The 12920-nt window shown below is 41.2% G+C and carries 10 protein-coding genes; 4 read left to right on the forward strand and 6 right to left on the reverse strand.

Going from position 1 to position 12920, the window contains the following annotated elements; translation table 11 throughout:
- Window positions 1-48: 48 nt before the first annotated feature.
- The 3 genes from ABFY09_RS00275 to ABFY09_RS00285 form a co-directional block, all read right to left on the reverse strand.
- Window positions 49-1572, reverse strand: a complete 1524-nt coding sequence (locus ABFY09_RS00275; RefSeq protein WP_347982293.1) for a tripartite tricarboxylate transporter permease — start codon at window positions 1570-1572, stop codon at window positions 49-51.
- A gap of 1 nt (window position 1573) precedes the next feature.
- The gene (locus ABFY09_RS00280) at window positions 1574-2014 is read right to left on the reverse strand and encodes a tripartite tricarboxylate transporter TctB family protein (protein WP_317004454.1); all 441 of its coding nucleotides are present in this window, start codon (window positions 2012-2014) and stop codon (window positions 1574-1576) included.
- A gap of 92 nt (window positions 2015-2106) precedes the next feature.
- Window positions 2107-3099 carry a tripartite tricarboxylate transporter substrate-binding protein gene (locus ABFY09_RS00285; RefSeq protein ID WP_347982294.1) on the reverse strand — a complete coding sequence of 331 codons (993 nt, stop codon included), beginning with the start codon at window positions 3097-3099 and terminating at the stop codon, window positions 2107-2109.
- Window positions 3100-3450: 351 nt separating this feature from the next.
- Between ABFY09_RS00285 and ABFY09_RS00290 the strand changes: the two genes are divergently transcribed.
- Entirely contained in the window at window positions 3451-4383 is a 933-nt protein-coding gene (locus ABFY09_RS00290; RefSeq protein ID WP_347982295.1) for an EamA family transporter, read from the forward strand.
- Between the two features lie 20 nt (window positions 4384-4403).
- Here the strand turns inward: ABFY09_RS00290 and ABFY09_RS00295 are convergent, their stop codons facing one another.
- Window positions 4404-5636 carry an alanine--glyoxylate aminotransferase family protein gene (locus tag ABFY09_RS00295; protein WP_347982296.1) on the reverse strand — a complete coding sequence of 411 codons (1233 nt, stop codon included), beginning with the start codon at window positions 5634-5636 and terminating at the stop codon, window positions 4404-4406.
- A 301-nt stretch (window positions 5637-5937) separates the two neighbouring features.
- On the opposite strand from ABFY09_RS00295, the gene ABFY09_RS00300 reads away from it, so the two are divergent.
- A complete protein-coding gene (locus ABFY09_RS00300; protein WP_347982297.1) occupies window positions 5938-6375 on the forward strand; it encodes a DUF3010 family protein in 438 nt (145 codons plus the stop codon).
- Window positions 6376-6556: 181 nt separating this feature from the next.
- Window positions 6557-7609, forward strand: coding sequence for a GGDEF domain-containing protein (locus tag ABFY09_RS00305; protein WP_347982298.1), 1053 nt, complete (start codon window positions 6557-6559; stop codon window positions 7607-7609).
- A 30-nt stretch (window positions 7610-7639) separates the two neighbouring features.
- On the opposite strand, the gene ABFY09_RS00310 is transcribed toward ABFY09_RS00305, so the two are convergent.
- The gene (locus tag ABFY09_RS00310; protein WP_347982299.1) at window positions 7640-9430 is read right to left on the reverse strand and encodes an ABC transporter transmembrane domain-containing protein; all 1791 of its coding nucleotides are present in this window, start codon (window positions 9428-9430) and stop codon (window positions 7640-7642) included.
- Window positions 9431-9509: 79 nt separating this feature from the next.
- Window positions 9510-11786, reverse strand: a complete 2277-nt coding sequence (locus tag ABFY09_RS00315; protein WP_347982300.1) for an EAL domain-containing protein — start codon at window positions 11784-11786, stop codon at window positions 9510-9512.
- A gap of 489 nt (window positions 11787-12275) precedes the next feature.
- Between ABFY09_RS00315 and ABFY09_RS00320 the strand changes: the two genes are divergently transcribed.
- Window positions 12276-12917 carry a LysE family translocator gene (locus ABFY09_RS00320; protein WP_347982301.1) on the forward strand — a complete coding sequence of 214 codons (642 nt, stop codon included), beginning with the start codon at window positions 12276-12278 and terminating at the stop codon, window positions 12915-12917.
- Window positions 12918-12920: the final 3 nt, after the last annotated feature.

Genomic DNA, 12920 nt, shown 5'->3' on the forward strand with positions numbered 1-12920 from the left:
CGCCAAAAAAACGGTTCGAATTAAAAAATTAACGGCAATTTTTTGACGTTAACTGTCTTCTGATATAGCTTTTGACTTCGCCATTTTCGCTCTAACGATCGGTCCAACAATGATAGGTAAAATCAATCCAAGGATAGCAACCGTCCAAAGACCAATACTTAAGCCACTGTTGAATAATACACTCCAGTCACCGTCGGAAAGAACTAATGCATGGCGTAAACTTTTCTCCATTTCAGGCCCGAGCAACATACCCAAAATAATCGGTACAAGAGGGATATCGACTTTACGGAAAATGTAACCCAACACACCAAAGCCAACCATGAAGTACAAATCTAACGCGCTATGACTCACTGAGTAAATACCAACCGATGCGATTAACGTCACGATTGGCATCAAGTATTTAGGCGGAATACTCAGCAGCTTAACAAAGATACCAACCATTGGAATGTTTAATAACAGCAACACAAGGTTACCCACAAACATCGCCGCGATGACCCCCCAAACTAGGTCAGCATTTTGTTGGAATAACATAGGGCCAGGAGAAATATTCAAAGAAATCAACATCGCCAACAATACAGCCGTTGTACCACTTCCAGGTACACCTAAAGTCAACATAGGCACCAAAGCACCAGACGCGGCGCCATTATTACCAGCTTCTGGCGCTGCAACACCGCGAGAATCACCTTTACCAAATGAGCTATCTTTATCAGATACACGTTTTTCCAATGTGTAACTAATAAAACTTCCCAAAGAAGCACCCGCCCCCGGAAGAACACCTGCAACAAAGCCCAACACAGCACCACGGAAAGAAGCCGGAAGCACTTTCACAATGTCTTTCGGAGACAATTTCAGCTTGTTAATAGCCACTTGTTTCAAGCCATCACCCGCGTGACGCTCTAAGAAAAACAGCAGTTCACTGATCGCAAACAAACCAACAATGGCGATGATGAAATCTACCCCTTCAAATAACTCAAGCGTGTTGAAGGTAAAGCGTTGAACGCCAGTAGAAATATCGATACCAACAGAGGCAATCATCAAACCAATTGCCGCAGCCATTAGCGTTTTAAACTGGTTTTTACCTGTTATACCGCCAAGAGTGGCAAATGCCAGCGCAAACAAAGCAAAGTACTCTGAAGGGCCAAACTTTAAAGCGAATTTAGCTAAGATAGGCGCCAGAATCACCAAGCCAATTGTCGCAATAAAGCTACCGATGAAAGAGGCAATGGCAGAGATAGCTAAGGCTTCTGCGGCTTTGCCTTTCAGCGCCATAGGATAGCCATCTAAACAGGTCATCATCGCAGGCTCATCACCCGGAATATTCAACAGAATAGAAGAAATACGACCACCATACATGGCACCCGCGTAAACAGAGGTTAATAAAATCAAAGAAGAGGTTGGCGATAAACCCAAGCTAAACGCAAGAGGAATCAAGATCGCCACACCGTTCGCAGGGCCAAGACCCGGCAAAGCACCAATCAAGGTACCCAAAATAGCACCAACAATGGCAAACATGATGCTTTCAGGCGTTAATGCAACGGCAAAGCCGTTCATTAATAAGCTCATAGTATCCATATTAAAACTCCAATAGACCCAGAGGCAGTGCTAGTTCAAGCACATTATTGAATAGGAAGAAAATGATTACTGAGCTTGTCACACCTGTGATCAGACTCTTAGCAATACTTGCTCCCATACGCCAACTTAAAAAGCTCACAACCAAGGCCGCGGCAGGCATAAAGCCAATCGGCTCAATTGCCCAAGCAAAAGCCAGCATGGAAAGAACAACAACGCTCAATTCGATGAGCATCGCCACTGGCGCCCACTTCTCATCTGGGTCTGGACGAACAATCATGTAAATCGAACTAATGCCTAAAATGATGGATAGCATAATAGGAAAAGTTTCAGGTCCAACACTTTCGTGTCCACCAAAAGGGACGGGGAACTGAGTCGCTTCCCAACCGTAGGCCACGGCAAGAATCAACATCAGCATGCCAAACACACGATCATTTATGCGCATGTCTCTGCTCCATGTAAGTAAATCGTAGGGATAAAAAGAAAACAGGAGGGGTTACCCCCTCCAAATAGCGGTTCAAAATCACTTGAGAGGTGTTATTTAATTAAACCAATATCTTGAGAAAGTATTCTGATGTCCATCGTTTGGTTCTTCACGAATTGGTCAAATTCAGTACCAGACTTGTGGAATGGGATAAGGCCGTTTTTCTCCATAACATCTTTCCATTCTGGTGTTTCGTACAATTCATCAACTGTATTTACCCACCAGTCATAAGAGTCTGAGCTCGCGTTACCTGGTACGTAAAATCCACGCCAGTTTGGAGCGATAGAATCAATGCCCTGCTCCATTGCAGTAGGAATACTATCGAAAGGGGCTGGCAAGCGAGCTTCAGAAAGCACAGCTAGAACGCGTAAATCGCCAGAATCCATAAAGCCTTTTACTTCTGAAATATCACCAGTGAAGGCATCAACGTGACCACCAACCACTTGCACTAACGCTTCAGAACCACCGCTGAATGCTAAGTAACGAACTTGAGGAAGTTTTCCAACATTGGCTTTTTGCGCTGTCATCAAGACTTTCAAATGATCCCAGCCACCAGAAGCACTACCACCAGCAAATTTCACAGAGCTTGGATCTTTCTTCAACGCTTCCATTACTTGAGTAAGAGAGGTGTATTTTGAATCTTTACCAACGGCGATGATGCCGTAATCTGCACCCAAAGTACCTACCCATTTCACTTGGTCAGCACTCATGCCAGGGAATTGGCCCTGAGCAAGACGGGTTGTTGTCGCTGTACTTGCAGCCACAATTAGGTTGTCATCTTTCGCACGTTTACTGATTGTGTGAGCGAAAGCAACACCGCCACCCGCACCAGACATATTCACCGTTTGAACATTGCCTTTAATGTATTCAAGGTCAACTAAAACCTTACCAACACTACGACAAGTAAAATCCCAACCGCCACCAGGGTTTGCTGGTGCGATACATTCTGCACTGCGAGCGGGTTCGTACGCGTAAGCTTGGCTGGCAACCGTTAAAACGGCAGCACTAGAAATAAGAAGGGATTTCAAAGAAAAGGTATTAAGCATGACAGTCTCCTGCTTGTTATTTTTTTTGTTAGGTAATCATGTCCCGAAAAGTAGACTTTCAGTAAACTAGATTGCGTAAACCTTACTCTCCAAACCTGTCACCATCCTGTCATGGTTTAAGATTTCTCATTAAATTATGGCCACTTAAACTTTTTTGCGGATAACATCATCACTTTTGACAATTCATAATAGGCATTTTTGACAACCGCTCAGCAAGAAAACACGTAACATTAGGTCATCTTTACGCCGACCAAAAAGTCATTCATCTTAGCGTTTGCTGAATCACTTTTTTGAGCGGCTAGACGTTTGAACCAACACATAAATTCCAAGCAAGATGTTTTAGGAAGCACCATGACCAAACACAACCCAAGAGCCACTTTAATCGGCAGCATCGCGATTTTACTTTGGAGCACACTGGCTCTGTTCACGACACAAGCCAATTTAGTGTCGCCGCTTTTATTACTGACTCTCACGTTTGGCGTGGCGACCATGCTCTTCTTTATTGTGTATTTACTAAAAGGCGAGTTGAAACGCTCTTGGCAACTCACACCTAAAAGCGCCATTTTAATGGGCGGTTTAGGCTTCTACTTTTATCACTTCTGTTACTTCTACGCTTTTCAACATGCGCCACCAGTAGAAGCTGGATTAATTGCCTATTTATGGCCGCTTCTGATCGTCTTAATGGCTGGAATGACAAAAGGAAATTCTTTGTCTTGGGCGCATTTAGTGGGTGCTGTTATCGCCTTTATTGGCACAGGAATCATGCTACAAAGCAAAGGGCAAGTGTCTGACTCTCAAATAGACAACGCATATCATTGGACAGGTTATGGCGCTGCTTTTGCCTGCGCTTTAATTTGGTCGAGTTATTCGGTGGCCAATCGACGATTTCACGCGGTTCCTTCAAGCTCAGTACTTTGGTATTGCTTGGTCACGACTTTATTGGCTGGCGGCTCTCATTTGGCCTTAGAAGAACAAAACTGGTCTTTCCCTGCTTCTACATGGATTGCGGTTCTAGGGTTAGGACTTGGTCCTGTAGGAGTAGCGTTTTTCTGCTGGGATATGGGCGTTAAAAAAGGCAATTTATCTTTGCTAGGTGTACTTTCTTATACAGCACCAGCGCTTTCTACGATTTGGCTGGGGCTCTTTACAGAAGCGCAATTAACTACAGGACAAATCACCGCTTGCACGCTGATCACGCTAGGCGCTTTGTTTGCCAGCCTAATGCCGAATAAACAGTCAGACAAAAAAATGCCTTCTGTCTCTCAGGAAACAAAAGGCATTTGACTCATAAAAAGTAATGACAATTAAGCTACTTGATAAAGAGGACGAGGTGTTTTTTGCAAGTAGCTTTCCATTTCTGCCATGCCATTTGGCTGGTCAACTTTAATGCCTAAATCGCGCATTGTGCTACCAAAAGCATGCAGTGTACGGAACAAGTTATGTTCGCGGCATTGCTCGCCCATTTGACCAATACGCACGATAGGCTGTCCAAACGAACCTGCAATTTCCACTCGGTACATTTCTGAAATGTGTTGGCAAATTTGCTTCGCAGTTAAGCTTTCTGGAATGTTAATTCCGATGACAGAGTTCAAGCGAGATTCGTTAGGTATGAAGAGATCCAACCCCATTCCTTGAATCCCAGACTGCAATGCTTTTGAACAACGTAAATGACGAGCAAAGCGGTTTTCTAACGTCTCATCACACACCAGTTTTAACGCTTCATGCAAGGCCATAATGCCAGACACAGGCGCAGTGTAGTGATAGCCGTCTTTGTGCCAAAAATTCTCGGCCAATTGAATATCGAAACACCATTGAGCTGGTGGCTTGCTGCGATTTTTCGCCGCTGCCCAGGCTTCATCAGAAAACGCCAACAAGGATACACCAGGGATAGACGACAAACCTTTCTGACCACCTGTAATCACAACGTCGACTTTCCATTCGTCCATTTTCAGCGGCATGGTACTGAGCGTACAAACCGCATCCACAACCACCAAACAGCCGTAAGATTTAGCGATTTTCGTGATCTCTTCCAAGCTGTGATTGAATACAGTGTTAGAGGTTTCACCTTGCACCATGGTTAATACTTTTGGACGTGCTTCTTCTATGGCTTTTCTCACTCGCTCGGGATCAGCCGCTTCATGAACACCCACATGCAATTCATGTACATCCGCTCCAACACGCAACGCCATTTCCGCCATACGATGACTAAAGAAACCATTGTTGATGCATAAAATGCTTTCGCCCGACTGCATAAGATTCGCCACCGCCATCTCCATCGCAGCAGAAGCAGGGCCTGCAACACCAATCACCCACTTAGATTCAGTCTGGAACACATAACGTGCCATACTCTTAACCTGACCAATAACCTCTGCCATCACATCACCAAGATGGTTTATCACCACTGAGTTGGCTCGGGCGACACGCTCAGGAATGGGTACTGGGCCAGCGCCCATCATAAGTAAAGGTTCACGGGGAAGGATTTCATCTAAAGATTTCACCTGAGGACGAGAAACACCCATTGGCGAGGAAGCAGTCATTTTATGCAGCCTAATTTTCAAGAATTAAAGGAAAACATTTCTACAGTAAAAAACCATTTTCAAAGAATTTTCAGTAGAAAATATCGTGTTTTGTCATTTGACAAAATAATATTTTGAAATACTACAATACTCTTATAAAAAATAAGAGACAGCACAATCAAAAAAGTGCAATAAACCACAACTCGATGCATTCACACTAGATCTGACTCGTTTCCCTTCTCACAGCCAGTATTTTTTACTCTGCGTCAATCGCATGAAGTGTGCGATAATGGCCAAAACCACCCTATTCAGGATCAATACTATGATTACTTGCGGTATCGAGATCAAAGGCAGCGAAGTTATTCTTTGCCTTTTGTCCAAACAAGACGGACTTTTTCAAATAACCGATTGTCGCCAAATACGACACACGCTAAGCAATTCAAACGACAGTGAAGCCGTTCGAAAATTCCAATTCATGCTTAAAAAGCTGTTTGAAGATTACAAAGTAACAAGGGCTGTTATTAAAGAACGCCCAACCAAAGGCAAATTTGCTGGCGGCGCCGTCGGTTTCAAAATCGAAGCAGCAATACAATTGATCGAAACAGTACGAGTTGATCTATTCAACTCTGCGACAATCAAAGACGTTTTGCAAAAGACCCCAATGCCGATTCCATTCAAAGCAACAGGGTTACGTGCCTTTCAAGAAGGCGCATTCACCACGGCTTACGTGGCTTTATCTGAGCAAGCTACTGAGAATTGAGCTTCAAGAAAGAAAAGCAAAACCGGCAGCAATATAATCCATTTTGCATCATAGAGTAATCATCAAGCTGATTCGTTATAATGATACTTTCAGTATAACCATCACGTAACAAAAAATGTCTGACCTCTTCTATTATGCAGTTAATAGAAAATGATAGATGAAATAAAAGTACCTGGAAAACATGATAAAAAAAGACAAAAAAGTAATAGCACAAGAAGATATCATTAATAGTGCAGAATATAAGCGCATCATTTTTAAAGGCTCTTTAATTGGCGCGCTGTTTCTAGCTATTTTCGTCATGATCGATTTTTTCTATACCAAGCTATATCTCGATGCTGCCTTACAAGCAATCGGATGTATCATTCTATTACTAATAGCTTACATGGAGCATAAAAACCGCCTGAACTCTTTAGGTATTATTTTCGGCCTGATTGTCATTGCTACAATAATAGGGTCAGGAGCATTTTCTAATAACATTGAAGACGGCGGTATCGTTTGGGTCGCACTCGTGCCCTTCTTATCATTTTTCCTTTTAGGTGAAAAATTAGGGTTTAAAGCTTCTCTGCTCATTAGCTGTATTTATGTAGCAGTTCTGACAAATATTGTTATCCAGTTTCCAGAAAAAGGATTTACCGTCAATACAATTTTGGGAACAATTGGCGCTCTACTCTGTAGTATTTTCTTTTCGACTATTTATGACAAAAATAGAACGTCAATACTTCTTGATTTAGCAAAACAAACCGAAACAGACCCCTTAACTTCTCTATTAAACCGTAGAGGAATCATTTCTTCTTTTGAAAACCTTTTTAATCTATCTCAAAAAAACCAACAAGACCTGTATTTATTGGTTTTGGATTTAGATAATTTCAAACAAGTAAATGACAATTTTGGTCATGATATTGGTGATTTAATTATTAAAAGCACGGCGGATGCAGTTAAAGCAGAATTAAGAAAGATAGATCGTATTGCCAGAATAGGTGGCGAAGAATTTATGGCTGTACTACCTAATATATCTTTTGACGATGTATTAATGATTACTGAAAATGTAAGACTAGCAATAGAGAACTTAGAGATAACTACCCCTAAGGGAAGCATTATTAAAATAACTGTGAGCATTGGTTTTACAAAAAGCTCTGAAGAGAAAACATCATTTTCTGAGTTCTTTAAAATCGCAGATAAAGCATTATATGAAGCAAAAAAAGGTGGGCGTAACCGTGTCATTTTCAAAGAGTAATGATTTCTAATAGCAACGACTATGAGCCATTCATTTATTCGCTTGATTAAACTGTAGCTCACACAAACGCTGATACAACGGCGATGAGACCAACAAAGATTGATGCGTTCCTGTGTCAACGATTTGTCCTTTATCCATCACTACAATCTTGTCCGCATGAATCACGGTCGCAAGACGATGAGCAATCACAAGCGTCGTTCGATCAGCCATTAACTCATTCAATGCCCCTTGCACATAAAACTCACTTTGTGCATCAAGTGCGCTGGTCGCTTCATCAAGCAATAACACGTCAGGGTCTTTTAAAATAGCGCGGGCAATGGCGATACGCTGCTTTTGTCCGCCAGACAAACGCACACCTTGCTCCCCTAAAAAGCTCTCATAGCTATTAGGTAATTGCTCAATAAAGTCATGGGCATTGGCACGCTTTGCCGCATTAACAACCTCTTCAAATGATGCATCAGTTTTACCATAAGCAATGTTGTGCATAACATCATGGCTAAACAATACCGGATGCTGTGGCACCATGCCCATCACATCACGTAACTCAAATAATGATAGCTGCTCAATAGATACATCATTGATTGTGATATGCCCTTTTTGTGGGTCATAAAAACGTTGCAGCATTTCAAACATGGTGGTTTTACCTGCGCCCGACGACCCAACCAACGCCACCGTTTGCCCATGTTCGATAGTAAGATTGATATTCTTCAGCGCCGCCACATCAGGACGAGAAGGATAGTAAAAATCCAAATCATGAAAACCAATCGCAAGGAAAGCTTGATCCGACTGTTTTTCAGGAAGGTGTTGCGGGTGGCTTGGTGAGGTAATCATGCTCTCAATCTGCAACAACTCCAACAGGCGCGTTGCCGAACCGGCCGCACGCTGTAACTCGCCATACACTTCTGCCACCGTTGCCACAGACATCGCCACCATAATGGAGTAGAAAACAAACGCGCCTAACTCACCACCTGTCATTCTTCCAGCGATCACATCCATGCCACCAACGAGCAACATGACACTGATCGCCGCAAAGGTTAATAAGATCACCGCCGCAAACAAAAACGCCCGCTGCTTGATGCGCTTCTTCGCCACATCAAAGGCTTTTTCAACCTCATGACTGAAGGCTTTCTGCTCAATAGTTTCGTGATTGTAGCTTTGCACCACTTTGATGTTTTGAATCATCTCGCCCGCATAAGTGCCAATATCGGCAATGGCGTCTTGACTACTCGATGCAAGTTTTCTCACACGTCGCCCAAACACCACCATAGGAATCAGCACAAAAGGAACGCAAACCACCACAATCATAGACAGCTTAACATTGGTCACGAACAACATAATCAGACCGCCCAGCAACATAAAAAGCGAGCGTAACGCCATAGAAAAAGACGAACCAATAATAGATTGCAGTAAAGAGGTGTCTGTCGTGAGTCGAGACATCAACTCACCACTGCGGTTTTCTTCGAAGTAACTTGGGTGCAAACGAATGATCTGATTGAACACCGCACTTCTAATGTCAGCACTTACTCGCTCACCAAGCCACGACATCAAGTAAAAACGAAAAAAGGTCCCAAAAGCCAACAGAGAGATCATGCCAATCAGCAACAAAATAGTGCTGGTAAGTTGTTCCACTGAGCCAGAAATAAACCCGCTGTCTATCACCATCTTTACGCCTTGTCCCACAGATAAACTGATCCCCGCCGTGAAAACGAGAAAGAACAAGGCCAAAGCCACCTTAACTTTGTAAGGCTTAATAAAACGAAGAATCGGCAACAAACTTTGATAAGCGCCAGCGGAAGGTTTGGATTCAGAGGAATGCGACAAAAGAAGGCCTTTTAGTAGACTGTATTATGCACTGAGATGTAGGTTTGACATAATAAGAGCCTTAACGATATAGCAAAGCTCAATTTTGCATGCGTATAAAATCGGCAAGTGGTTTGGGTTTTTCATAATGGTAGCCTTGGGCAAAATCGCACCCTAGTGAAAGGAGATAGTCAGATACAGCTTGATTCTCTACTCCTTCTGCAACAACTTTAATCTTAAGGTCTAACGCAAGATTAACAATAGCTTTCACTATGCTTTGTGAATGAGTATCGGTTAATACATCGCTAACAAATGAGCGGTCAATTTTAATAATATCAAAATCAAGAGTCTTAAGATTGTAAAAAGAGGTATAACCTGTCCCAAAATCATCTATAGCGATTAAATAACCTGCCCCACGAATCATATCAATAACTCTGATTGACTGCTCCAAATCTTTAATTATAGCCGTTTCAGTCACTTCAAATATAATATTGTGCTCACCTGCCAATAACGACAATTGAACTAAAAATTTGGCTAGCGAATCAGTATTGGAGAAATGGTTTGGAGATAGGTTTATTGAAAAGTAGCAATTAGCCGGCAATAATTCAATTGCTTCTAAGCTTTTCTCAAATACACAGGCATCAATATCAAACATAAGATTAAGAGATTCAGCCATAGGTATAAAGCTATTTGGCGGTACATCTTTACGATTTTTACTTTGCCATCTCAAAAGTGCTTCATAACCCACAATGACACCTGTCTGCAAATTTATTATAGGCTGAAAAACCTGCCAAAACTCATTATTTTCAAGTCCATACTTAAGGTCTTCTTCAAATGAAAATCGTTCTTTTAAGTGTTGCTCCATATTAGAGTTAAAGAAAGCAAATTGATTTTTCCCTCTTTGTTTGGCTGTATACATTGCAATATCAGAACGTTTAATTAAACCAGTAGAATTATCAGAATCATCGGGAAAAAGGCTGATTCCTATACTTGCTGATATCTGTATGCTTCGTTCAGCATATGACAGAGGATCACGAAGCGATGACAAAATACGCTTTGCCAAAGACTCTATAGCAGAATGATTGTCAAAGTTCTTTGACAATATGATAAACTCATCACCACCTAAACGAGCGACTAAATCTGAGCTATTTACTTGTCGTGTAAGACGATTCGCTACTTCAGTAAGCAATTGGTCACCTACTTCATGACCATAACCATCATTAACTTGCTTAAAACCATCTACATCTATAAATAAGATGGCGAAATTACGATTAGTTAAACAGGAAGACTCACACTCTAGATCAATACTAGTCAAAATATTGGGACGGTTGGCAAGTCCAGTCAATGAATCATATAAAGCTAAATTATGTAATTTAGTTTCTCTTTGCTTTGATTCAGTAATATCTCGTAAAACAGCACCATAGAAATCAACTTCATCATTAACATCGTTTATTCTAATAATACTTACTGATAAACAAGTTTCTCCTTCTTTATTCGTTTTGATTTCCCCTTCCCATTTTCCTCTTATAGTGATTTCATCGATGATTTGAGGTTTAAGCTTACCACCAATGTCTTGATTCCAAAATTGTTTAAAGCTGTCACCATCATTTTTTACAAGAGCTAACGACATAGCAGATTCATTTGCATGTACGATCTGCCAATTAGCATCAAACACCACTAATCCTTCAGAGGCACTATCAAATAAACGTTTAAAGCGCATAATCGCGTGATTTTTAAGATTAGACGCAACCATAGTTCGGTTTAATGGCTTAGCTATAAAAGAAAAGTATAAATAAATCAATAATGCAATAGACAATATACATAAGACAATTCGAACAACCAATAAATCAGCAACCGTTTTATCATTGTGTAACTGTATCTCATTTACAGCAGCATCAAGTATCATCAATATAGCTTCTGAACGAGCACTGACTTCCTCAATATCTATTCCATTATTTATATCATCGTTTTGGTACGAATAGCGCTTAAGAAAATCTACATAATCAACTGTATTCTGAGCAACATTATTATGCTGATAATAATCAACTAAGTCTTTGTCATTAATCGTCTTAGTAATGAAATCCTGATTGTTCAGTAAGCGGTTAAGGGTATCATTTAAAGACTGAGCACTATTCGGAAATCCAGTATCATTGACAGTTTGATGCATGGACACAGCAATAAACGCAGACTTTTGGCTTAACATGCGCTGTTTACCAGCAATATTAATCAGTGATGGATAATTAGAAAGCTGTCCGCCGACTAGATTAAGAGCAGCCGCGACTACCAGCGCCCACAATATAAGGCAGCCAACTGTTATTGGTAATGCTCTATATAATGATTTAATCTCGTCACTACGAGTATCTTGGCTAATCGACATGCTTCTTTATATAACTCTAATCTCTAATTAAGATAGCTTCTTTATTGGTTAATAAATAAGTATTTTTAACCTAAAAATCAAATATCATTTCAAGCAATCAAGCGTATTTATTTAAACATTACGACTGGTTACTTGAACTCCCTGAATTGACGCTCAAAATCCATAGTAGCATAGCACTTATTGTAAAAACACTAAGGGACATGCTATCAAGTAGAGCTGCACATCTTAATTTAGGGAGTTCTTCTCTTCCGTGCCAAATTCCCGTTTTTTTTATCTTGCTGCACTATAAAGTGCGATCTACGTCTAAATACAGAAGGTGGAAACCTTGTAGAAATATCAGATTGCAGTAGCTCCTCCCTTATCATGACCTACACTTTTCTGTTCAGTGAATATAAAGCTTTGAAAAGCCATCCAGAAAAAGCTCGACAATAACTCTGCTATTTCATATAAAAATAGATCAAAAGATGCGCATTATGTGGAGATAAGAGTATGGATTTACTGTCTTTGTTAAGTATTGGGATTGCCTTTTTTATTGTTGCGGCTTCGCCGGGGCCAGCCAATATTTCGAACGCTGCCATTGCCATGAGCAAAGGACGTAAAACCAGTCTAATTTATGCCATGGGATTATCTTTCGGTCTTATTTTTTGGGGAGTTATTGCCGCCAGCGGAATAGGTGCCGTTCTACAAAGTTCAGTGTATGTTTTAATGACATTAAAGGTATTCGGAGGTCTTTATTTACTGAGGTTGGCTTATGTTTCCGCTAAGGCCAGCTTTTCATCCGAACAAGATACATTCGAATCCAATGACAATGTATCAACAGGGAAGGCGTGGTTTATACGTGGGTTACTTTTGAACTTATCTAACCCTAAATCTGTCATTGCTTGGATGGCTGCTCTTTCAGTCGGAATGGGTAACGATGGCAACCTCTTCACATTATTAGCGGCGTTTGCTCTTTGTGTGGTGCTTGGATTTGTGGTCAACTCCCTTTATTCCATTTGTTTTTCATTTTCAGGTGTTATGAGCGCCTATAAGAAAGCCAAACACTGGGTAAATGGGGTTTCTTCTGTACTGTTTTCTGTCGCTGGTTTTGGTTTGCTTCGTTCGGCGTTTCAACGAAATCCAGCAGGTTAATAC

The sequence above is a fragment of the Marinomonas sp. 5E14-1 genome, assembly GCF_039939215.1.
Taxonomy (GTDB): Bacteria; Pseudomonadota; Gammaproteobacteria; order Pseudomonadales; family Marinomonadaceae; genus Marinomonas.